This window comes from Stenotrophomonas sp. YJH_SMC_40 (genome assembly GCF_059368615.1).
This window is the reverse complement of record NZ_JCAFRX010000011.1, coordinates 79,244-102,709: the sequence shown is the minus strand read 5'-3', so window position 1 is coordinate 102,709 and position 23,466 is coordinate 79,244. Positions and strand designations below refer to the sequence as shown.

The following is a 23,466-nucleotide window of genomic DNA, read 5'->3' as shown; positions in this document are numbered from 1 at the left end:
GAGCCGGAGCAAGGCGGCAGGCAGGACCGTGATGCGCATGGATGCGCCGACCAAGCCTACAGGAACGTATTTACGGCGTGTCCAGCCTGTCGCCTTGCTCCGGCTTTACGCGCGGAAAAAGAGGCGCCGCGAACAACGCTGTAATCCTACTTCGCATACTGCCCACCGCAGTTGGCATCCTTGCCCGGCCCCAGTTCAATCGTAGCCAGCAGCGCTGCCGGCGGGGCAATGCTGCCCAGTGCCAGGGCCACCGCGCCACGAATACCCAACGCCTTGAAGTCAGGGCGGAACGACGGGTCCTTGAACGTGCCGCTGATATGCAACGGTGACCGCAGTACCAGGATGCTCTTGTCCTTCGGGCGCGGTTTCAGCAGCAGGTCCAGGGTCTCGTCGCGCAGGCTGACCGTGCCTTCGCCGATGAGGATGGTATCAGTGGTGTCCACCGCCAGTGCCTGGCTGGTCATCAGACCGTCCTGCACACCGAAGTCGGCGAAGGCGCAGCGCAGCGGAATCTGCTTGTCACCGGTCACCAGGAACTTCAGTGATTCGGTGATATCCAGCCCGGCCAGTTCCATCACCAGGTTGCCGACATGGCCACGGCCCATCGCCAGCCCGACCTTGCCGCTGCTGCTGCCGAGCATGGCGGCGATCGAGTTGCCGCGCCCGCTCAGGTCCACTTCGCCGCCGATGCCGCCCTTGGCCTGCTCGGCCAGCTTCGCATCCGGGAAAAGCTGGCCCAGCTGCACGCCGCGTACGCTGGCCCTCAACGCAGTGCGAATCTGCGCCTGGCGTGCATCCATGCGGATCGTGCTGCGGATATCGCCGCCGGCCACGCCGAAGTTCAGCGGGTCCAGCCGCAGCACGCCGTCATCCAGCAGCAGGTGCGCGTCCATGTCGTCCAGTGGCAACGAGGGCGCGTTGATACGGTGGGCCTTCCAGCGCACGTCGGCATCCATCGCACGCAGTTTGCCCAGATTGTAGGGCGTGTCGGGCAATACCCGGCTGCTGGCGGCGATGCGGGCGGCCTGTGCCTTTTGTTCCGCATTCGCGGTTTCGCCGCCGCCGGTCTTCGGTGGCGCTCCCACGAAGCCGGCCAGGTCATCGAAGTCCAGGCGCCTGGATTCCAGTGTCGCGGTCAGCCGTGGACGGTCGCGTCCCACCTCGAACTGCAGGTTGCCAGCGAGGTCGCTGTCACCGACCTTTCCGGTGAAGCTGTCGTAGCGCCAGACGTTGTGGTCGCGCTTCAGCCGTCCGTCCAAGGCGTAGGGCGGTGAGGGCGGGATGGCAATGCCGAGCAGCGGGTACAGGTCCGACAGGTCCTGCCCGCTGAGTGCGAACTGCAGGTCGAACACCCGCAGCTGGAACGGATTGGTCAGCGTGCCACTGGCCACCGCGTGGGTAGCGCCGGCGCGACCGTCGAGGTGGATGCGGAACGGGTGGTCGCTGTCGGTCAGTTCCAGCGGAGATTCGGTGCCACCGCGCAGGGTGAACGGGTTGCCCTGCCAGTGGCCTTTGCCCTGCACCAGCAGCGGCGGCGAGGCATCGGCCTGTTTCGGCTGACCGCTGCGCACGCCCACGCGGATGTCGGTGCGGCCCAGTGCATCGATGAACTGCAGCCGACCATCGTCGATGCGCAGGCGTTTGAGCTGCGGGCTTGTGCCGCCGGCGCTGTCACCGAGGAAGTCCCAGTTGCCCGGCTCGCCCTTGCGCGGGGCGGTTTCCAGCAGCACGTCCGGCCGGGTCAGGCGCACCTCGGGCAGCTGCACGCTGCCGCGCAGCAGGGGCCAGACCCGCACGTCGATCTCGACGCGGTCTGCGCTGGCCATCTCAGGTTGTTTCGCCCAGCTGGCATTGGCGAAGGTGATCGCATCGGCGCGGATCGTGCTGGTGCGGCCGAGGTCGACATCAAGGTTCCCGATGCGCAGCACTCGGCCGGTGCGTGCCTGTACCGCGCGCTCCACCGGTCCCTTGAACCAGTTCCAGTCCCACAACGCGAGCAGTATCAGGATCGCCGCCAGCAGGAAGACCAGGATCGTGAGCCAGCGCCGGCCTCGTGGGCCGGGGCGGCGGAGGCGCCAACGGGACGTGCGCTTTGCGGCAGGGGAGGCGGCAGCATTCACGCTGCCATGGTTGCCCCCTGTTCGTGGACAGGGCGCGAAGCGACCATGTGCATGGCGTGCACACGCCGCCGTCGAGCGGCCGTTTACAGCACCTGCATGGTGACCGCGACGAAGTGGCAGACGCTGCCGCCGATCACGAACAGGTGCCAGATGGCATGCGAGTACGGGATCGATTCACGGTGGTAGAAGTAGGTCCCCAGCGTATACGACAGGCCGCCGGCGAACAGCCAGGTGAGGGTGCCGCCATCGATCGAGGCCCACATCGGCTTGATCGCCACGACCACCAGCCAGCCCATGGCGATGTAGATCACCGTTGAGAGCACCTTGAAACGGCCGGTGTAGAACAGCTTGAACACCACGCCGCCCAGCGCCAGCGCCCAGATCGCGGTGAACAGGCCCCAGCCCCACGGACCGCGCAGGCCGATCAGCGTGAACGGGGTATAGGTGCCCGCGATCAGCACATAGATCGCGCAGTGGTCGAATACCTTCAACCGGCCCTTGGCGACCGGATGCTGGATGGCGTGGTACAGCGTGGAGGCGGTGTACAGCAGCAACAGCGCGATGCCGAACACGATCGCGCTGGCCAGCTGCCAGCCGTCGCCGTAGATCGCAGCCAGGGTGATCAACACCGCGCTGGCGGCCAGGGCGAATACCGCGCCCAGGCCATGGGTCAGGGCGCTGGCGATTTCTTCACGGATCGAAGCAATGGACGTCGTGGACATGGCGTAGGCATTGTTCGCGGGGAGGGGGACCCGCACCCCCTTATCATCGCCGCGATGGGCGATACGTGCACGCCTGTCACCGTATGGTGGGTGAATGCCTGCCTTGCGTTGGCTGGGGTCAGAGCCCTTTCCTGCCGGAAAGGGATCCGACCCCGTGGCATCAGCCCACCGAAACGGTATGCGCCGCTTCGCGGGTGGCCGAGAAACGCACGTCCGGCGAGCGTTCCTGCGCCAGCTGCAGGTTGACCCGGGTCGGTGCCAGGTAGACCAGGTGGCCGGCTGCATCCAGTGCCAGGTTCAGCGCATTCTTCTCGCGGAACTCTTCCAGCTTCTTCTCGTTGCTGCAGTGGACCCAACGCGCGGTGGTCACGCTGACCGGCTCGAAGGTGGCTTCCACGCCGTACTCGTCCTTCAGGCGATAGGCCGCCACGTCGAACTGCAGCACACCCACCGCACCCAGGATCAGGTCGTTGCTGGTGAGAGGGCGGAAGAACTGGGTCGCGCCTTCTTCGGACAGCTGGGCCAGTCCCTTCTGCAGCTGCTTGAGCTTGAGCGGATCGCGCAGGCGCGCGCGGCGGAACAGTTCCGGGGCGAAGTTGGGGATGCCGGTGAAGGTGACCGCTTCGCCTTCGGTAAAGGTATCGCCGATGGAAATGGTGCCGTGGTTGTGGATGCCGATCACATCGCCCGGCCAGGCTTCGGCGGCGATCTCACGGTCGCTGGCCATGAAGGTCAGTGCGTTGGCCAGCTTCATTTCCTTGCCGGTGCGCACGTGGAAGGTCTTCATGCCAGCGCTGAAGCGGCCCGAGCAGACGCGCATGAACGCGACGCGGTCGCGGTGCTGCGGGTCCATGTTGGCCTGGATCTTGAACACGAAGCCGGTCAGCTTGTTCTCTTCCGGGGCGATCTCGCGGCCGGTGGTGGACCGTGCCTGCGGCGACGGCGCATGCTCGACGAAGAAGTCCAGCAGCGGCTGCACGCCGAAGTTGTTCACGCCCGAGCCGAAGAACACCGGGGTCTGCTTGCCGGCGCGGTAGGCCTCCAGGTCGAACGGGTGGCTGGCACCCTGCACCAGTTCCAGTTCGTCGCGCAGGTCGGCCAGCATCTGTGCACCGATCTTCTCGGCCAGGCCGGGGGCATCGATGGACGGGAAGATGGTCGAATCCTGGCGGGTGAAGTTGCGGCCCGGCTCGTACAGGTGCACTTCGCCGGTGAGCAGGTGGACCACGCCCTTCAGGCGCTGGCCCATGCCGATCGGCCAGGTGACCGGCGCGCACTGGATGCCCAGCACGGTTTCCACTTCATCCAGCAGCTCGATCGGGTCCTTGCCCTCGCGGTCGAGCTTGTTGATGAAGGTCATGATCGGGGTATCGCGCAGGCGGCACACTTCCATCAGCTTGATGGTGCGCTCTTCCACGCCCTTGGCCACGTCGATCACCATCAGCGCCGAGTCCACCGCAGTCAGCACGCGGTAGGTGTCCTCGCCGAAGTCGGCGTGGCCGGGGGTGTCGAGCAGGTTGACGATCTTGTCTTCATACGGGAACTGCATCACCGAAGAGGTGACGGAGATGCCGCGTTCCTTTTCCAATGCCATCCAGTCGGAGGTGGCGTGGCGGGCGGCCTTGCGGCCCTTGACCGAACCGGCCATCTGGATCGCGCCTCCGAACAGCAGCAGCTTTTCGGTCAGCGTGGTCTTGCCGGCGTCAGGGTGGGAAATGATGGCGAAGGTGCGGCGACGCGACGCTTCGTTGGCGACTTCGGACATGGCATTGGCGCCCGCCCGGGGCGCTTTTCAAAGAGATAAGCGCCCGATTATACCGGCCGGGGCCGTTCAGCGCCCGATGCCGCCCTCGGCCTCGCCCTGGCGGGCGAACTGCAGCTGGCCCTGCTCGGCGAAGATGCGTGCCGGCACCGAACGCAGGCCCATGCCGCGGTTGACCTGCACCACGAAGTGCAGGTGCGGTGCGCTGCTGAAGCCGCTGTTGCCGGACAGGCCGATGGGCTGCCCGGCGCCCACCGCCTGGCCGCGACGCACGCGCATGCCGCCGGCCTGCAGGTGGCCGTACAGGGCCATGCTGCCGTCGCTGTGCAGCACGCGGATGAAGTTGGCGCGGGCACCATCACGTTCGCGGTCCTGGCCGTTGCCTCGGAAGCCATCCTGGATCTGCATCACCGTGCCCTCGCGCGCGGCCAGCACCAGTGTGCCCTCCGGCAGTGCGAAGTCGACCGCGTCGCGGTTTTCCTCGTCGTCGTGGCTGAACCGGCCCTGCGGCGCCTGGTCCACGCGCGGGCGTGCATCATCGAAGGGCAGGCGGTAGGCCACATCCTCGGCCTGTGCGGCGGGGTTGCCTGGTACCGACTGCAGGCGCAGGTCCAGCATCCGGCCGTTGACCGGCGCGGGGAGGTGGCCGACGACCAGGCTGCTGTCGCCCTGTATCAGTGACTGCACCGGCAAGCCGTCGACCGGGTGTCCAGGGGCGGCGCGCAGTTCGATCTGCAACGGCCCGGCCAGGGTGTTGTCGATCCGGGCCTGCCACTGTTCGCCGATCGACTGCAGGCGCAGCTGGGCCATCGGAAGGGGGGGCCTTTGCGTCGGCGCTGGCGGGGGCAGGCGCCTTCGGCAGCATCCCCCAGCCCTGGCGCCAGTCGCTGGCGCCGGCAGAGGCGCTGGCCAGCAGCGGCAGGAGCAGGCAGGTCAAGGGCAGGCGTGGCATCAGCGGATTCAGGAAAACGGACCGTCCGGACTGTACCCGATCCTGAACGGAGCGACCGCGACGCCCCTCGCATACCTGTCGCGAGAATATTCATCGCTTTATCCGCATGAAGGGATTGACAGCGCCCGGAAGCGCTGGCATCGTGGCCTCACCATCGAGACCGGCAGAGGGACAGGCCCTTTGAAGCCGGGGCAGCCCGCGGATGCGAAAGCGTTCGCGTAGGTGCCAAATCCTGCGGGGACCGTGGCGTCCACCGAAAGATGGTTCGATCCATGCACCGCACGTGCATCTCGAACGCGAGCCCCGCGAAGGCTCGATGGCCGATTCCCCAACCGGATCCCGCCATGAGCTTCGCTGCCAGTACCGCCGTTCGCCCCGAACCCTTTGTCCCCGTCAGCGTGCCGGTCGAAGACCGCGTGCATGCCGAGCGCGGTGAGTTCGCTGCGGTGCTGTCGATGCGTCACGCTGGCCCCAGCCCGGTGCGCCTGCGCTATGAGTGGGTCGGCCCGGCCAATGCGCCGGCGGTGGTGCTGGCCGGCGGCATTTCCGCCCATCGCCATGTGGCGTCCAACGCACAGTTCAGCGAGAAGGGCTGGGCCGAAGACCTGGTCGGCAGTGGTCGCACGCTGGATCCGCAGCAGTTGCGCGTACTGGCGTTCGACTTCATCGGGGCCGACGGTGCGTTGGACGTGCCGATCGATACCGCTGACCAGGCCGATGCGCTGGCACTGCTGCTGGATCATCTGGGTATCCGCACGCTGAAGGCCTTCGTCGGCTACTCGTATGGCGCGCTGGTCGGCCAGCAGTTCGCAATCCGTCATCGAGCCCGGGTGCGCCAGCTGGTGCTGGCCAGCGGCGCGCATCGTCCGCACCCGTATGCCGCGGCCTGGCGCGCACTGCAGCGCCGCGCCGTCGCCCTCGGCCAACTGCAGTGCGGCGAAGACCACGGCCTGGCGCTGGCCCGGCAGTTCGCCATGCTCAGCTACCGCACCCCGGAAGAGTTCGGCGAGCGCTTCGACGCCGCGCCGGAAGTGATCAACGGCCGCGTGCGGGTCGCCGCCGAGGACTATCTGGACGCCGCCGGCGCGCAGTACGTCGCGCGCACGCCGGTGACCGCCTACCTGCGCCTGTCCGAATCGATCGACCTGCACCGCGTGGACCCCGCCGCCATCCTGCCGCCGACCGTGGTGGTCGCGGTGGAGGGTGACCGCCTGGTGCCGCTGGCCGACCTGGTCGGCCTGGTCGAGGGGCTGGGGCCGCGCGGAAGCCTGCGCGTGCTGCGCTCGCCCTATGGCCACGACGCCTTCCTCAAAGAAACCGATCGCATCGACGCGATCCTCGCCACCGCCTTCCGCACCTCTGGAGAGTCCGCATGAGCCTGCACGCCAACGAGCCGTCCTGTAGCCGCACCACTGCCGCCGTCCGTGCCGGCATCGATCGGGACACCGCGCATGGCGCGGTCACGCCGCCGATCGTGCTGTCGTCGAACTTCAGTTTTGAAGGCTTCGGCAACAAGCGCCAGTACGACTACACGCGCAGTGGCAACCCGACCCGCGACCTGTTGGGTGAAGCGCTGGCCGAGCTGGAAGGCGGTGCGGGCGGCGTGATCACCGCCACCGGCATGGGCGCGATCAACCTGGTGCTGAACGCGCTGCTTCAGCCGGGCGATACCCTGGTCGTGCCGCACGACGCGTACGGTGGCAGCTGGCGTCTGTTCAATGCGCTGGCGAAGAAGGGCCATTTCGAACTGGTCACCGCCGACCTGACCGATCCGCGCGCGCTGTCGCAGGCGCTGGCCACCCAGCCGAAGCTGGTGCTGGTGGAAACGCCGTCCAATCCGCTGCTGCGCATCACCGACCTGCGCTTCGTCATCGATGCCGCGCACAAGGCAGGTGCTCTGGTTGTGGTCGACAACACCTTCCTGTCGCCGGCCCTGCAGCAACCACTGTCATTCGGCGCGGATCTGGTGCTGCATTCCACCACCAAGTACATCAACGGCCACAGCGACGTGGTGGGCGGTGCGGTCGTCGCGCGCGATCCGGCACTGCATGAGCAGCTGGTGTGGTGGGGCAACGCGCTGGGCCTGACGGGTTCGCCGTTCGATGCCTTCCTGACCCTGCGCGGCCTGCGCACGCTGGATGCGCGCCTGCGCGTGCATCAGGAGAACACCACGTCGATCGTTGCGCTGCTGGACCAGCATCCGGCGGTCGGCCGCGTCTATTATCCGGGTCTGGCTGATCACCCGGGCCACTCCATCGCTGCTCGCCAGCAGAGTGGCTTCGGCGCGATGCTGTCGTTCGAACTGGCGCACTGCGCGGGTGATGATCCGCACGCGGCGGTGCGCGCGTTCGTCGATGGCCTGCGCTGTTTCACGCTGGCCGAATCGCTGGGCGGCGTCGAAAGCCTGATCGCGCATCCCGCCACCATGACCCATGCGGCGATGACCGCCGAAGCGCGTGCCGCGGCCGGCATCAGCGAAGGCCTGCTGCGCCTGTCGGTTGGCATCGAGGCCGAGCGTGACCTGTTGGCCGATCTCGGCGCCGCGCTGCAGCGTGCCGAAGCGGTGATTGATGCGGCTGCGCGCCGCAAACAGGTGGTGGATGCATGAGCGCGCTCGCCGCAGAAATTCCTGCTCTGGGCGTGGGACGCCTGGCGCTGCTGGGCACCGGCACGGTCGGCTCGGCCTTCGTACAGCGTTACCAGGCATTGCGGGCGCGTGGGCTGGAACTGCCCAGCGTGCAGTGGCTGGCCAATTCACGCACTGCGCTGGAGATCGATCGTGACCTGGCCTTGCCGCTGGAACTGGCACGGCGTGCACCGCGCGATGGCCAGAGTTCGCCACCGTGGGCGAGTGCCGAAGGACTGGAGCGTGGCGACGTGGTGGTCGACGCCACCGCCAGTGAAGACGTGGCCGCGCGCCACGTGCAGTGGCTGGCGCGGGGCGTGCATGTGGTGACCGCCAACAAGCTGGGGCGTGGTGCGCAGCTGGCCCGCGCGCAGGCCATTGCGGAAAGCTGTGCCGACAGTGGCGCACGCTATGGCGACAGCGCGACGGTGGGCGCGGGCCTGCCGCTGTTGAGCAGCCTGCGTGCACTGGTAGCCGGTGGCGATCACATCCATGCCATCGAAGGCGTGCTGTCCGGTTCGCTGGCGTGGCTGTTCCATCGTTATGACGGCCAGTCGCCGTTCTCGGTGGCGGTGCGCGAGGCGCTGGCTGCCGGCTACACCGAGCCGGATCCGCGCCTGGACCTTTCCGGTGAAGACGTGCGTCGCAAGCTGCTGATTCTGGCCCGCAGCAGCGGGTTGGCGCTGGATGCGTCGCAGGTAGAGGTGGATTCACTGGTGCCTGAAGCGCTGGCAGCGCTGCCGCTGGAGGATGCGGTGGCGGCGCTCGAGCAGCTGGATGCGCCGTTGCAGGCGCGCTGGCAGCAGGCGCATGACAATGGCCGCGTGCTGCGTTTCGTTGGCCGTGTCGATGGCGAGGGTGCGCAGGTGGGCCTGCGTGAGTTGCCTGCCGATCACCCGTTGGCGCAGGGCGCGGGCACCGACAACCGCGTGGCCATCCACAGCGATCGCTATCACCGCCAGCCGTTGTTGATCCAGGGCCCGGGCGCGGGCGCGGAAGTCACTGCCGCCGCGTTGCTGGATGACGTGCTGCGGATCGTCGGCTGATCGCACTGCTTCTGTAGAGCCGAGCCCATGCTCGGCTGCTACTGGCGAGATCCCTCTTGCTGGATAAGCCGAGCATGGCTCGACTCTACAGGGGAGGGCTGCCGTTCAATGCGCCTTCAATGCCTTCAGCAACGCCGCGTTGAACTGCTTCGGGTCCTGCACCTGCGGCGAATGGCCCAGTTCGGCGAACTCGATCAGCGTCGCGCCGGGAATCGCCGCGGCTGCCGCCTTCCCGAGCACCGGATAGTTGCCCAGCGTCGCCTTCACCGCTGGTGGCGCCAGGTCGCGACCGATCGCGGTGCGGTCCTTCTGGCCGATGAACAGCGTGGTCGGCACCTGAACATTCTTGAGTTCGTAGACCACCGGCTGGTTGAACACCATGTCCGAGGCCAGTGCCTGGCTCCATGCAACGGCCTGCTTGCCGGGCCCTTCGTACATGCCCGACTGCATCCGTGCCCACGGTTCATACGCCGGCTTCCATTTGCCGTCGTAGTACACATCCAGCTGGTAGCGGCGGATGCTGTCATAGCTGATGTTCATTTCGCCGGCGTACCACGTGTCCACGCTGCGCCAGGGAACACCCAGCGCCTTCCAGTCTTCCAGCCCGATCGGGTTGACCAGTGACAGGCTGCGCAGGTCCTGCGGGAACATCAGCGCATAGCGCACCGCCAGCATGCCGCCCATCGAATGACCGACCAGGTGTACCGGGACATCACCCAGTTGCAGCTGTTGCAGCAGGGCATGGGTGTTGGCGGCCAGCTGCGCGAACGAATACTGGTACCGCTCGGGCTTGCTGGATTTGCAGAAGCCCACCTGGTCCGGGGCGATCACCCGGTAGCCGGCGGCAACCAGTGGCTTGATCGATTCCTTCCAGGTGGCGGCACAGAAGTTCTTGCCGTGCAGCAGCACCACCACGCCGATGGGTGCCTTCTTCGGCGCGATGTCGAGGTAGGCCATTTCCAGCGGCTGCCGCTGCGATTCCAGCGCGAAGGTCTTCACCGGATAGCCGTAGTCGAAACCCTCCAGCCGCGGCCCGTAAGTGGGCGCGGCCAGCGCAGGCAGTGGAAGGCAGGCAAGCAGGGCGGCAGCGATCACGCGCATGGGGCGGTCCTGGATAGGGGAGCCCCGAGCCTAACCGGAACGTAGTGACGGTGTCGTCCGACCCGGCAAGGGCGACGAGGTAGAGTCGACTGGGTAGAGTCGACTGTTAGTCGACTACCTTCACCACAACGAGCGAAAATCCCGCGCTGCGCGCGATAGTCGACCAACGGTCGACTCTACCTGTGGCCCGGCGCCATCGCGCCGGGACCGGTCGACCTCAACACTCGATGACGTTCACCGCCAGGCCGCCACGGCTGGTTTCCTTGTACTTGTCCTGCATGTCGCGGCCGGTATCGCGCATGGTCTTGATCACCTTGTCCAGCGACACCTTGTGCTTGCCGTCGCCGCGCATCGCCATGCGCGAGGCATTGATCGCCTTCACCGCGCCCATCGCATTGCGCTCGATGCAGGGGATCTGCACCAGCCCGCCGATCGGATCACAGGTCAGGCCGAGGTTGTGTTCCATGCCGATTTCCGCGGCATTCTCGATCTGGCTCGGGTTGCCACCCAGCGCTGCGACCAGGCCACCGGCCGCCATCGAGCAGGCCACGCCCACTTCGCCCTGGCAGCCCACTTCGGCGCCGGAGATCGAGGCGTTTTCCTTGTACAGGATGCCGATCGCTGCCGAGGTCAGCAGGAAGTCGAATACGCGCTGTTCGTTGGCGCCGGGGCAGAAACGGTCGAAGTAATGCAGCACCGCCGGCAGCACGCCGGCAGCGCCGTTGGTGGGCGCAGTCACCACACGACCACCGGCGGCGTTCTCTTCGTTCACCGCCAGCGCGTACAGGTTGACCCAGTCCAGCGTGGTCAGCGGATCGCGCATCGCTGCTTCCGGCTTCGACGACAGCTCGCGGTACAGCGCCGGTGCACGACGGCCGACCTTCAGGCCACCCGGCAGCACGCCTTCCTCGCGGATGCCGCGCGCCACGCACGACTGCATCGCACTCCAGATCTCGCGCAGGTTGGCGCGGATCTCGTCTTCGCTGCGCCAGCACTTCTCGTTCTCGAACATCAGCTGGGCAATGCTCAGGCCGCTGCGCGCGGTCTGCGCCAGCAGCTCGTCGCCGCTCTTGAACGGGTAGGGCAGCGGGGTCTCGTCGGGCACGATGCGGTCATCGGCCGCATCATCCTGGTTGACCACGAAGCCGCCACCGACCGAGTAATAGTCGCGGGTGGCGATCACCTCGTCCTCCGCGTTGTACGCGGTGAAGCGCATGCCGTTGGTGTGGTACGGCAGCTTCTGGCGCTTGTTCATGCCGAGGTCGCGCTTCTCGTCGAAGGCGATCTCGTGCTGGCCCATCAGCTGGATGCGCTTGCTGCTGCGGATGCGCTCCAGGGTGGCCGGAATGATGTCCGGATCGATCAGGTTCGGCCGCTGGCCTTCCAGGCCCAGCAGGATCGCCTTGTCGGTGCCATGGCCGCGGCCGGTCAGCGCCAGCGAGCCATAGACATCGGCGCGGATGCGCGCGACCTCGTGCAGGCGGCCCGGGTCAAGCAGCCAGCGATGGATGAATCGCTCGGCGGCCTTCATCGGCCCGACGGTGTGCGAGGAGCTCGGGCCAATGCCGATCTTGAAAACGTCGAACGTGCTGACAGCCATGGTTGCCGTACTGCGGGTGCCGGAGGAGACCGCTATTCTAGCGGTTCATGCCGCACTTCCATGGCTGCGGCGCAGCATTTCGGCAGAGGGAGCAAAACCGGTGTTGACCCTGTTCCAGCGCGATGACTGCCACCTGTGCGACATGGCCCTGGCCGAGCTGGCCAAGGCGCGGGCACCGGAGTTCGAATCGGTGTTCCTGGATGACCAGCCTGCGCTGGAAGCGCGCTACGGCGCGCGGGTGCCGGTGCTGCGTGACGAGACTGGCGGTCGTGAGCTGGACTGGCCGTTCGACGCGGCCACGGTCCAGGCCTGGCTGGCCGACGTTCGGTAGTGCCGGCCGCTGGCCGGCAACCCCGCGATGCCCGGTGATGCCGGCCAGCTGCCGGCACTACCAGACGCGGTTTATTTCGCGTCGAACTTCACGATCGTGCTGATCGCGGTTTCGTCCGGGATGGTCTTGGTGTCGGCCCAGTCGCCGCCGCCGACGCCGAAGTCCAGGCGCTTGACCGTGGCCTTGCCGGTCAGCACCGGCTGGGTGCCCGGCTTCCAGGTGAAGGTGAGGGTGACCGGCTTGCTGACGCCTCGCAGCTCCAGTGTGCCATCGGCGGCGAACTGGTCATTGCCCACCGCGCGGAAGCCCTTGGCGGTGTAGCGTGCGGTTGCGAACTTGCCAACATTGAAGAAGTCGGCGGTCTGCAGGGTCGAGTCACGGTCGCTGTTGCCGCTCTTGGCGCCGGCCAGCGGGATCACCACGTCCAGCGAACCGGCGGCCGGATTGGCCGGGTCGAAACTGAGCTTGGTGGCAAAGCCCGGGAAGCTGCCGGTGAACACTTCGCCGTCGTACTTGGTGGCGAACACCAGGATCGAGCCGGCGCCGGGCGCCTGTGCGTAGTCGGCGGCGAACACCGGGGTGGTGGCCAGCATGCCGGCCAGGGCGGCGGCCACGGCGGCCGGAGTGGTCAGTTTCAGGTTCATCGGTCAGTCCTTCTGAGGGGAGGCGAGCCAGCCGCGCGGCAACATGCGGGACAAGGTCGCATCGCGCTGGAACAGGTGGTGGTAGAAGGCAGCGCCGGCATGGGCCAGCACCACCGCGATCAACAGCCAGAAGCCGTACTCGTGGATGGCATGCGATACCGCGACCACCTGCGGGTCGGGACCGCTCAGCTTGGGCACGTCGACCAGGCCGAACCAGCGGAACGGGCGCAGGCCGCTGGCCGAGTCGTACAGCCAGCCCGACAGCGGGATGGCGAACATCAGCACATACAGCAGCACGTGGGTGGCACTGGCGATGCGTTCCTGCCAGCTGGGCACGCCCGGCACCGGCTTGGGGGCACCGGCATACAGGCGCCAGCCGAGGCGGAAGAGCACGAGCGCCAGCACGGTGATGCCGATCGACTTGTGCGCGGTATAGACCCAGAAATACTTGGGGGTCTTGGGCAGTTCGCCCATGGTCAGGCCGACCACGCCCAGGGCGAGGATCAGCAATGCGATCAACCAATGCAGGATCTGGCTGACACTCCCCCAGGCGGCGGGGGTGTTCTTGGCGGTCATGAAGGGTCCTCTAGGGGGCCGTCTTGGGGTCGGAGTGTGGAACGGGAGCGGGAGTTCCCGGGGCGTCGCTGCGGTCGAGGGTGGCTTCAGCCTCGATCCTCAGCTGTACTGCATCACCGATGACGCCCGGCCAGGCGGTGATGCCGAACGCGCGCCGGCTCAGCGTGGTGCTGGCGGAAAAACCGGCGGTGCGTCGGAACGGGGGGAGGGGGTAGCGCTTGATGGCGTTGAGGGTCACGTCCAGCGTGATCTCCTGGCTGACCCCGCGCAGGGTCAGGGTGCCGATCACGCGGGCGCGCCTGGCATCGATCGGTTCGACCCGGCTGGAGACGAAATGTGCCTTCGGGAAACGCTCGCCATCCAGAAGGCTGCGGGCCAGCGTGGCCTGGTTCCATTTGGCATCGCCAAGGTCCAATCGCGACACGGGGACCTCGACATCCAGTGTGGCCTCGCGCCAGTTGTCGGGATCGAACTGCAGGCGGCCCTCACTGCCGGAGACCGTGCCCATCGCCTGCGAGTAGCCCGCGTGGTCGATGCTGAACAGCACACGCGTGTGCACCGGATCGAGGCGATAGGTATCTGCATCCGCCCAGGCGGGAGCGGTGGCGAGCAGCATCGGCAGCAGGGCCAGGCAGGGACGCATCGATGGCGGGCTCCGGAAGGGGGACGCTGTGATCATACGCACAGGCCCCTGCCAAGGATGCGTGCATGGCTGCAACAGTTCGTGGTGGTCCTGCCCCGGCAACAGGCTGTTGCAGCCATGACCCCGGCCCTGTGTGACAATCGGGACAGGACAGGGGGTTCAGGATGACGAGCAGCTGGCGCCTGTGGTGCCTGGGCATCGCGGCAACGGGGCTGCTGCTGTTGGCGTCTGCCACGGCGGCTGCAGCCCTGGACATGGCAGAAACACCACGCCTGCGGCGCTTCGGTGCCGCCGAAGGCATGCCTTCACGCATGGTGCTGGCGCTGGCCGAGGACCGCCAGGGCCATGTCTGGGCCGCAACCGATGGCGGTCTGGTGCGCTACGACGGCAGCTCGCTGCGGGTCTGGGAACATGACCCGGAACAGCCCGGCTCGTTGCCCGGCAACGAGATCGAGACCCTGCTGGTCGATCCGCTGGACCGTGTGTGGGTGGGCATCAATGGCAAGGGCGTGGCCCGCCTGGATGCCGACCGCGAGCGGTTCAAGACCTTCGATGCGGTCAATGGTCCGTGCCTGGGCCAGTTCTGGACGCTGGCCTATGCCGGGGATGCGTTGTGGATCGGCACCAGCAGCCAGGGTATCTGCCGGTTCGGGGAGGACGGCAGCCTGCGCTTCTTCAAGCACGACCCGGCCCGTGCCGACGGCCTGCCCAGCAACACCATCTACAGCAGTCTGGTCGATGCGCGCGGGCGCCTGTGGATCGGTACCGAGGCCGGCGTCGCACGCTGGAATGGCCGTGACTTCGAGCCCGTGGCACCGCACGCGCTGGGCGCATTGAGCGTGCTGCGGATGAGCCGCGATCCGGATGGCTCGATCTGGGTCGGCAGCCAGAACGATGGCCTGTACCGCATCGATGCGCAGGACCGGGTCAGTCGTCCGCGCTGGAGCGACAGCGCCGGCCTGCGCTCGGCGCTGGTGCTGGCCGATCGCCAGGGCGGCTACTGGGCGGGCACGTCCGATGGCCTGCTGCGTGGCGACGCAAGTGCGCTATGGCGGCTCGACGGCGACCGCGGCAGTGGGTTCCTCACTGCACAGAGCGGTGTGCTCGATCTGCTGCAGGACCATGAGGGCGGATTGTGGGTCGCCCTGCTGACCCAGGGACTGGCCTACCTCCCGCCGGACTGGCGCCGCTTCTCGATCTGGAACCAGCTCGATGGCAAGCCGCTGGACAGCCAGTACCTGCTGGGCGCGGCCAGTGATGGCCAGAACTACTACGTGGGTTCGGCGCACGGCGTGTATCAGCTGGACGCGCATGGCACGTTGCGCCTGCTGGCCAGCGACCGCGAGATCGGCAGCGGTGCGGTGTGGTCGGTACTGCCGCGGTCGGACGGGCGCCTGTGGCTGGGGCGTGCCGGCCGCATCAGCGTGTATGACCCGGCCACCCGCGCGCTGCACGACTGGCACATCGGTGGAGGCGCCGATCTGCGCCAGCGCATCGACCTGATGCGGCAGGCACCCGATGGCACGGTCTGGCTTTCGGTGATGAACCTGGGCCTGCAGCAGCGCAGTGCGGAGGGCCGGGTGCTGCGCAGCTATCCTCTCGACGATTTCCGCAAGGCGGCCGACTCACCCATCGAGCAGATCCGCTTCGATGCCCATGGCAAGGCGTGGGTGATGGGCGACATGGGCATCTGGCGTGAGCAGGCTGGTCGCTTCGAAGCAGTGCCGGGAGTCTCGCGCGGGCTGATCTACGACCTGGTGTGGGTTGATCCGCAGCAGTTGTGGCTGGCCCGCCAGGGCGCGCTGGAGCGCTACCAGTGGGATGGCATGAGCCTGCGCCTGATCCAGCGCATTGATGGAAGCGCCGGTGTGCCGCCGGTCAGCATGGGGGGCCTGGCATTGGCCGACAATGGCCGGGTGTGGGCGACCACGCCGCGCGGCCTGCTGCGCTGGGACCCGAAAGCACGACGCCTGCAGTTGTTCAATGAACGCGATGGCCTGTCCGATGCCGAGTTCACCAGCCGGCCGCCAGCGGTGAATGCCGATGGTCGCGTTCTGGCCGTTGCCCAGACCGGCCTGGTTGCATTCGACGTGAATGCCGACGACGTGGTGCTGCCCGGGTCGTCGCTGGTGATTGCCGAGGTGCGCGTGCGCCGCGACGATGCACGCGGCTGGCAGCCGCTGCCGAATACCGGCACCCTGCTGCTGGGACCGGATGATCGCGACCTGCAGATCGATGCACGGTTGTTGTCGTATGCCAATCCCCAGGGCAACCGCTACCGCTTCCGGGTACGCGGGTATGACCAGAACTGGGTGGAGCAGGGCGGCGACGGCCAGCGCACGCTGTCGCGACTGCCGACCGGCAGCTACGTCATCGAAGTGCAGGCGGCCACCGCCAATGGTGCATGGACGCCTTCGCAGCAGCTGCAGGTGAAGGTGCTGCCACCCTGGTGGCGCAGCGGCATGGCGATCTTCGGCTACATCCTGATCGGTTCGCTGCTGCTGCTCGTCCTGGTCTGGTCGATCCGTGCGCGCCTGCGCCGTCGCCAGCAATGGCAGCTGACCGTGCACAAGCAGGAGCTGGCCGAACAGGCCTCGCAGGCCAAGAGCCGGTTCCTGGCCACGCTGGGGCATGAAGTGCGCACGCCGATGACCGGCGTGCTTGGCATGAGCGAGTTGCTGCTGGCCACACCGCTGGACCCGGTGCAGCGCAGCTATGCCGGCTCCATCCAGCAGGCCGGCAGCCATCTGCTGCGGTTGGTCAACGATGCGCTGGACCTCGCGCGCATCGAAGCCGGTCGACTGGAGCTGGATCTGCGTCCGTTCGACCTGGCCGGACTGCTCGACCAGGTGCAGGCGCTGATGCAGCCCATGGCGAAACAGCGCAAGCTGGATTTCCAGCGTGGCGACGATCCGCCCGGCCCGATCAGCGTCAGTGGCGACGAGATGCGCGTGCGGCAGATCCTGCTCAACCTGCTGGGCAATGCCATCAAGTTCACCGAGCGCGGTCATGTCGGCCTGGCCGTGCACCTGGAAGAGAACGGCGGCGGTCTCTGCTTCGAAGTGCACGACAGTGGTCCGGGTATCAATGCCGAGCAGCAGGAGCGGCTGTTCCACCGATTCGAACAGGCGGAGGGGCCGCGCACGGCCTCGCGCTATGGTGGAAGCGGGCTGGGCCTGGCGATCTGCCAGGAGCTGGCCGTGGCGATGGGCGGGCGCATCGAAGTGGACAGCCAGCCAGGCAAGGGCGCGCGTTTCCGGGTGCGGTTGCCGCTGCCCTGGACCCGGCAGGCAGCCGCCACGGGCGAAGCGCCGGCACTGCCGATGCTGGCGCCACTGCGCATCCTGCTGGTGGAGGACGATGCCACCGTGGCCGAGGTCATCGCCGGCCTGCTGCGCAGCCGCGGCCATGAGGTGGTGCATGTGCTGCATGGCCTGGGGGCTTTGTCGGAGATCGCTACCGACGGCTTCGATGTCGGCCTGCTCGATCTCGACCTGCCTGCGCTGGACGGCACTGCGATCGCCCGCCAGCTGCGCACCCTGGGCTACGAACTGCCACTGGTGGCGGTGACCGCCCGCTCCGATGCGTATGCCGAATCGCAGGTGCTCGCTGCCGGTTTCGATGGTTTCCTGCGCAAGCCGGTGACCGGCGACATGCTGGTGGCAGCGATCATCCAGGCTCGCGCCAAACGACAGACCACAACTTGAAAACGTCGACGCGGGGCGTGAACGGCGCGACTTTCGGTTTACCATGCCGACGCCCGCGGCGCGGGAATCATCAGGCAGCGTGAGGAGGCAATCGGTGGTGTATCTGCGGGCGGCAATGCTGCTGCTGATCCTCCTGTGCGGCCTGTCACCCGCTGCCGCGCAGCCGGTGCCACCGAGCCCGCGCCAGGTGACGGTATTCGACGGCCTGCCGTCCAATACCGTCAACCGCATGGCCGAAGACCGCTATGGCTACCTGTGGATCGCCACCAACGACGGCCTGGCCCGTTACGACGGGCGCAACTACCGGATCTGGCGTTCTGAGGATGGCCTGCGCGACAACCGCATCTGGACGGTCCTGGTCGATGCGCGCAACCAGCTCTGGATCGGGACCGAGAACGCGGGCCTGGTACGGATGTCGGCCGACCGCCGCCAGCTGCATTTCTACGACCGCAGCAGCCAGCCGTTGATGGGGACCAACACGGTCTGGAGCCTGGCGACCACGCCGGACGGTGCGATCTGGTTCGGGACCCACGAAGGTGGGCTGTACCGGCTGGACAGCCAGGACCGCCTGCAGCGTTTCCTGCCCGAGGCCAACAATCCGCGCAGCCTGCCTGCCGCCTCGGTGCCGTACCTGGCTACGCTGGCCGATGGCAGCCTGTGGGTCGGCACCAAGCATGGCGTGGCGCGCTGGACCGGCACCGACTTCGAGCGGGTCGGCACCGACGTCATTCCCAGCCTGCTGATCAATGGGTTGACCAGCGAACCCGATGGCAGCCTGTGGATCAGTACGATGGCCGGCGCCACGGTGCGTCGCCCCGACGGGCGTTTTGAATCGCCGCCCTGGAAACTGCCGCCGGGCGAGCAGGTGCTCGGCATGATGCTGCGCGATGAACAGGGCGGGCATTGGTTGGATACCCGTACCGGGCTTGGTCGGGCCGTGGATGGGCAGTACCAGACCGTTCCGCTGTACAGCGCCGTTGCGCGCGGGCCGGTGCGGCCGAACTGGACGGGCGCTTACGAGGACCGCGAAGGCGGCATCTGGTTGGCCAGTACCAATGCCGGCCTGTGGCATCTGCTGCCGCGCTGGTGGCAGTTCTCGGTGCTGTCGCGATTGGAGGACGACACCGGTTCGCTGCGCAATGCCTTCGTGCTCGGCACCAGCCCTTCCAGCAATGGCGGCATCTGGACGGTCGGCAGCCACGGCGCGCTGGACCGGTTCGATCCCAGGACCGGCAAGATCGAGCAGCACCGCACCTGGGTCAATGGCATGTACTGGCTGTCCTCGGTACGCGAGGATCGCCGTGGCCAGGTCTGGATCGGCTCGACCGATGCGTTGCTGCGCTATGACCCGAAGCGACGTGAGCTACGTCGCTGGGGCCGTGATGCCGGGGCCGACGCGACCATGGAAGGGGTCATCGAGTCGATGATGACCTGTGACGGCGACAGCCTGTGGTTGATGTTGCCTGCAGGCCTGCAGCAGCGTGACCTCGACGGTCGCCTGCGCCGCCAGTTGGAAAACGGCCAGCGCGGCCTGCAGCAGGGCCAGCTCAACCTGGATGTGGAATGCGGGCCGCAGGACCACATCTGGCTGGCCAGTAGCCGTGGCCTGCTGCAGTGGCTGCCGGAAAGCGAGCGCTTCCAGCCGGTGCCGGGCGCGCCGGCGACCGCGATCCATGCGTTGCACGTGGGCCGCGATGGCCAGGTCTGGCTGTCGGAGGATGGCCGCCTGTCGCGCTACCGCTGGAGCCAGGGCCGGCTTGAACGGCAGGCCGTTGTCGGCGCGGAGCAGGGCTACCCGGCAATCTCCGCCTCCGGGCTGGTGGTCGATGCACAGGGCGTGGCCTGGGCCACCAGTGCGCGCGGCCTGGTCCGGGTTGGCGCCGACGGGCAGAGCGTGCGCCTGTACGGCGTGCACGACGGCCTGCCCAGCCAGGAGTTCCGCGAGCACACGTTGACGATGTCCGGCGATGGCCATCTGGTGGCCGGTACCCCGGCCGGCGTGGTGGTGTTCGACCCGGAACAGGTGCGGCCGTCGGTGCGGCGGGCGCCGTTGGTGATCGAACGGGTCGAAGTCCGCCGCAACGAGCAGGTACTCGACCTGACCCACGACACGCCCTTGCAGATTGCCGATGGTGACCGTGACCTGCGCATCGTCGCGCGACTGTTGTCATTCGCCGATTCGGCCTCCAACAGCTACCGCTACCGCCTGGCCGGCTACGACCCCGATTGGGTGGAAGTGGGGCCGGCCGGTGAGCGCCTGTTCTCGCGCCTGCCGCCGGGCAGCTACCGCCTGGAGGTACAGGCGCGCTCGGCCGACCATGTCTGGTCCCGGGTGCAGAGCCTGGAATTCCGTGTACAGCCACCGTGGTGGCGCAGCCTGTCCGGGCTGCTGGTGCTGGCCTCGATCGCGCTTCTGCTGACCAGTTGGTTTGCCTGGTTGTATCGCCGTCGCCTGCAGCGGCGCCATGCCTATCAGCTGGCACTGCATAAACAGGAACTGGCCGAACAGGCCTCGGCGGCCAAGACCCGCTTCCTGGCCAATCTCGGCCACGAAATCCGCACGCCGATGACCGGTGTGCTCGGCATGAGCGAACTGCTGCTGGCCTCGCCGCTGGACCCGCAGCAGCGCGGTTACACGCAGTCGATCCGGCACGCCGGCGAACACCTGCTTCACCTGGTCAACGATGCACTGGACCTGGCACGGATCGAATCCGGACGGCTGGAGCTGCAGTCCAAGCCGTTCGCGCTGAGCTGCCTGCTGCAGGACCTGGCCGCGCTGATGGGACCGCTGGCAGCGCAGAAGGGCCTGCGCTTCACCCTCGACAACCAGTTGCCGCCGGGCCTGCAGGCGACCGGCGATGCGATGCGGGTAAGGCAGATCCTGCTCAACCTGCTCTCCAACGCGGTCAAGTTCACCAGCCGCGGAACCATCACCCTGCATGCGCGCAGCGACGGCGAGCTGCGCGCGTTGCATTTCGAAGTGCGCGACACCGGGCCAGGCATCAGCCAGGAACAGCAGCAGCGCCTGTTCCGCCGCTTCGAGCAGGCCGATGGCGCCCGCACCGCGGCGCAGTACGGCGGCAGCGGCCTGGGCCTGGCGATCTGCCGCGAACTGGCGCAGGCGATGCAGGGGCGTATCCAGGTCGAGAGCCAGCTCGGCCGCGGCACGTGTTTTGGCGTGACCCTGCCGTTGCCGCTGGTGGTCGATGCCAATGCAGAGTCCGAGGGCGAAGTGCACCGCGAGGATGCGGCCAACATGCCGCCATTGCGCGTGCTGCTGGTCGAGGATGATGCAACCGTGGCTGATGTGGTGCGCGGGCTGTTGAGTGCGCGCGGCCATGAAGTGGTGCATGCGGGCCATGCGCTGGCGGCACTGCGCGAGATCAGCGCAGGGGATTTCGACGTCGGCCTGCTGGATCTGGACCTGCCGGGCCTGAGCGGCTTCGAGCTGGCCCAGCACCTGCGCAACCAGGGCTACATGCTGCCACTGCTCGCCGTGACGGCACGGACCGATCCAGACCTTCAGCAGCAGGTGGAAGCGGCCGGCATCGGTGGTTTCCTGCGCAAGCCGGTGACCGGTGAGCTGCTGGTGGAAGCGATCGCCAAGGCGATGGGCAGGTAGGGTTTGTTGCAGGGCTTGCAGCCCTGCACCTGCAGAGGCTTCAAGCCAAGGCAACAGCAACGGCAAAAGCAGGCATTCCGTGGGTGGTGGGGCGGTGTGGGCTTGCAGGACACGCCGTAAACCCGTCCATGGGGGCTCGATGGCGCCATCCATGGCGCCAACGGTCCTGCAAGCCCACACCGCCCCACCTCTGACAGATTTTCGCGATCGGGTAGATCCACGCCATGCGTGGATGCTTTTCGATCTCAATTCGACATATTCGATCTCGATAGAGATTCATCCACGCATGGCGTGGATCTACTGCAGATCGCAGAATTCTGTCGAAGGCGGGGTGGGTCCGGTTGCGGGCGTGTCCGCGGCATGGATGCCGCGGCCAAGCCCCCAGGGATGGGTTTACGGCGTCTCCCGCAAACGGATCCACCCCGCCATCCCGCAGGACGCCAGCTTTTGCTTCGGCTGTTGCCTTGGCTTGAAGCCTCTGCAGGTGCAGGGCCGCAGGCCCTGCCGAACCACCCTCACTCCGCAACGTGTTCGACCTGCCGTGGCTCCGGCTTGGTATCGGGCAGCTGCCAGAAGATCATCGTCGAGGTCAGGGTGATCGCGCCCACGCACAGGAACGTGGCATGCAGCGCGGCGGTGGCGCTGTTGCTGTCCAGGTGGTTGCCGAACGCGGCCAGCAGGCTGCCGGCCGCAGCAGCACCAAAGCCGGCGGCGAGCATCATCACCATCGACAGCAGGCTGTTGCCGGAACTGGCGAACTCACGGTCCAGATCGCGCAGGGTCACGGTGTTCATCACGGTGAACTGCAGCGAATTGACCGCGCCGAAGAACGCCAGCTGCAGCAGGCGCCAGGCCAGGTGCTGGCCAGGTGTCATCAGGATGAAGCTGGCCATCGCCAGGCCCACCAGCACGGTGTTGACCATCAGCACGCGGCGGTAGCCGTAGCGCTCCACCAGCTTCACCGCCAGCTTCTTTGAGACCATGCCGGCGGCTGCCACCGGCACCATCATCAGGCCGGCGTTCATCGGGCCCAGGCCCAGGCCGACCTGCAGCAGCAACGGGATCAGCATCGGCATGGCGCTGCTGCCGATGCGCGAGAAAAGATTGCCGAGAATGCCGATGCGGTAGCTGGGTACGCGGAACAGCGCCAGCGAGAACAACGGCGCCGTCGAATTGGCAGCGTGCAGCCAGTAACCCACCAGCGCCGCCAGCCCTGCAACGGTCATCAGCATCACCAGCGCGTGTGGCGTGCCCAGTCCGGAGATGCCGTCCAGCGCCAGTGACAGCACCACCATCGCGAAGGCCAGCATGATGTAGCCACGCAGGTCGAAACGGGTGCGATGGCTGGCGTAGTGGTCGGGCATGATCTTCATCGCGGCGATGAATCCGATCACGCCGATCGGCAGGTTGATCAGGAACACCCAGTGCCACGAGGCGATCTCCACCAGCCAGCCGCCCAGCGTGGGGCCGATCAGCGGGCCGACCAGGGCCGGGATGGCGATGAAGCTCATCGCGCGCAGGAAATCCTCGCGCGGCACTGATCGCATCACTGCCAGCCGGCCGACCGGCAACAGCATTGCGCCGCCGATGCCCTGCAGCACGCGCGCACCGACCAGCTGGTGCAGGTGCTGGGCCAGCGCGCAGGCCAGCGAGCCGAGGGTGAACAGAATGATCGCCACCAGGAAGGTGCGACGGGTGCCGTAGCGGTCAGCGATCCAGCCCGAGGCGGGAATGAAGGTGGCCACCGCCAGCGCGTAGCTGAACACCACCGACTGCATCTGCAGCGGGCTTTCGCCCAGGCTGGCCGCCATCGCCGGCAATGCCGTGTTGACGATGGTCGAGTCCAGCATCTGCATGAAGATCGCCAAGGACACCAGCCACAGCAGGGGGCGCTGGCGGTTGTAGGTCGATGGCGATGTGGACATGGGGTGCGGCCGGTGCAGCGTGGGGGATGCCATGATCGCGCACTGTGGGTCACGGCGCGATCAACATCGCGCCGCAACCGTATGCCGAA

15 protein-coding genes, 1 pseudogene and 1 riboswitch are annotated in these 23,466 nt (G+C 67.2%); of the genes and pseudogenes, 6 read left to right on the top strand and 10 right to left on the bottom strand.

The window, feature by feature from the left end:
* Positions 1 to 146 precede the first annotated feature (146 nt).
* The 4 genes and pseudogenes from AC5P6X_RS18845 to AC5P6X_RS18830 form a co-directional block, all read right to left on the bottom strand.
* On the bottom strand, positions 147 to 2,120 hold the full coding sequence (locus AC5P6X_RS18845; protein ID WP_049451512.1) for an AsmA family protein: 1,974 nt from the start codon (positions 2,118 to 2,120) through the stop codon (positions 147 to 149).
* An 83-nt stretch (positions 2,121 to 2,203) separates the two neighbouring features.
* Positions 2,204 to 2,842, bottom strand: a complete 639-nt coding sequence (trhA, locus tag AC5P6X_RS18840) for a PAQR family membrane homeostasis protein TrhA (protein ID WP_005410682.1) — start codon at positions 2,840 to 2,842, stop codon at positions 2,204 to 2,206.
* Positions 2,843 to 3,002: 160 nt separating this feature from the next.
* On the bottom strand, positions 3,003 to 4,607 hold the full coding sequence (locus AC5P6X_RS18835) for a peptide chain release factor 3 (protein ID WP_005410681.1): 1,605 nt from the start codon (positions 4,605 to 4,607) through the stop codon (positions 3,003 to 3,005).
* Positions 4,608 to 4,673: 66 nt separating this feature from the next.
* A pseudogene (locus AC5P6X_RS18830) lies at positions 4,674 to 5,556 on the bottom strand (M23 family metallopeptidase).
* A gap of 148 nt (positions 5,557 to 5,704) precedes the next feature.
* Positions 5,705 to 5,823, top strand: a riboswitch (SAM riboswitch).
* Positions 5,824 to 5,900: 77 nt separating this feature from the next.
* Between AC5P6X_RS18830 and metX the strand changes: the two are divergent.
* From metX to AC5P6X_RS18815, 3 genes are read left to right on the top strand one after another with little or no spacing between them, the layout of a single operon-like run.
* Positions 5,901 to 6,932 (top strand): homoserine O-succinyltransferase MetX, encoded by a 1,032-nt coding sequence (metX, locus tag AC5P6X_RS18825; protein ID WP_108270183.1) that lies wholly within the window; start codon positions 5,901 to 5,903, stop codon positions 6,930 to 6,932.
* Complete coding sequence (locus tag AC5P6X_RS18820; RefSeq protein WP_005410678.1) at positions 6,929 to 8,164, top strand: O-succinylhomoserine (thiol)-lyase; 1,236 nt, start codon at positions 6,929 to 6,931, stop codon at positions 8,162 to 8,164. The genes metX and AC5P6X_RS18820 overlap by 4 nt, the downstream gene beginning before the upstream one ends.
* Complete coding sequence (locus AC5P6X_RS18815) at positions 8,161 to 9,228, top strand: homoserine dehydrogenase family protein (RefSeq protein ID WP_049451506.1); 1,068 nt, start codon at positions 8,161 to 8,163, stop codon at positions 9,226 to 9,228. The genes AC5P6X_RS18820 and AC5P6X_RS18815 overlap by 4 nt, the downstream gene beginning before the upstream one ends.
* A gap of 105 nt (positions 9,229 to 9,333) precedes the next feature.
* Here the strand turns inward: AC5P6X_RS18815 and AC5P6X_RS18810 are convergent, their stop codons facing one another.
* Positions 9,334 to 10,329, bottom strand: coding sequence for an alpha/beta fold hydrolase (locus AC5P6X_RS18810; protein ID WP_108270182.1), 996 nt, complete (start codon positions 10,327 to 10,329; stop codon positions 9,334 to 9,336).
* A gap of 217 nt (positions 10,330 to 10,546) precedes the next feature.
* The gene (locus AC5P6X_RS18805; RefSeq protein ID WP_024956918.1) at positions 10,547 to 11,929 is read right to left on the bottom strand and encodes an L-serine ammonia-lyase; all 1,383 of its coding nucleotides are present in this window, start codon (positions 11,927 to 11,929) and stop codon (positions 10,547 to 10,549) included.
* 100 nt (positions 11,930 to 12,029) lie between these two features.
* Between AC5P6X_RS18805 and AC5P6X_RS18800 the strand changes: the two genes are divergently transcribed.
* Positions 12,030 to 12,260, top strand: a complete 231-nt coding sequence (locus tag AC5P6X_RS18800) for a glutaredoxin family protein (protein WP_032966073.1) — start codon at positions 12,030 to 12,032, stop codon at positions 12,258 to 12,260.
* A gap of 71 nt (positions 12,261 to 12,331) precedes the next feature.
* Here AC5P6X_RS18800 and AC5P6X_RS18795 read toward each other — a convergent pair whose 3' ends face one another.
* From AC5P6X_RS18795 to AC5P6X_RS18785, 3 genes are read right to left on the bottom strand one after another with little or no spacing between them, the layout of a single operon-like run.
* Complete coding sequence (locus AC5P6X_RS18795) at positions 12,332 to 12,904, bottom strand: YceI family protein (RefSeq protein ID WP_005414145.1); 573 nt, start codon at positions 12,902 to 12,904, stop codon at positions 12,332 to 12,334.
* Positions 12,905 to 12,907: 3 nt separating this feature from the next.
* A complete protein-coding gene (locus AC5P6X_RS18790) occupies positions 12,908 to 13,480 on the bottom strand; it encodes a cytochrome b (protein ID WP_005410672.1) in 573 nt (190 codons plus the stop codon).
* A gap of 10 nt (positions 13,481 to 13,490) precedes the next feature.
* Complete coding sequence (locus AC5P6X_RS18785; protein ID WP_043034508.1) at positions 13,491 to 14,123, bottom strand: YceI family protein; 633 nt, start codon at positions 14,121 to 14,123, stop codon at positions 13,491 to 13,493.
* Between the two features lie 164 nt (positions 14,124 to 14,287).
* Between AC5P6X_RS18785 and AC5P6X_RS18780 the strand changes: the two genes are divergently transcribed.
* A complete protein-coding gene (locus tag AC5P6X_RS18780; protein ID WP_049451505.1) occupies positions 14,288 to 17,830 on the top strand; it encodes a sensor histidine kinase in 3,543 nt (1,180 codons plus the stop codon).
* Between the two features lie 94 nt (positions 17,831 to 17,924).
* Positions 17,925 to 21,452, top strand: a complete 3,528-nt coding sequence (locus AC5P6X_RS18775) for a hybrid sensor histidine kinase/response regulator (RefSeq protein WP_099474504.1) — start codon at positions 17,925 to 17,927, stop codon at positions 21,450 to 21,452.
* 515 nt (positions 21,453 to 21,967) lie between these two features.
* Here AC5P6X_RS18775 and mdtD read toward each other — a convergent pair.
* Complete coding sequence (mdtD, locus tag AC5P6X_RS18770) at positions 21,968 to 23,377, bottom strand: multidrug transporter subunit MdtD (RefSeq protein WP_010482759.1); 1,410 nt, start codon at positions 23,375 to 23,377, stop codon at positions 21,968 to 21,970.
* Between the last annotated feature and the right edge of the window lie 89 nt (positions 23,378 to 23,466).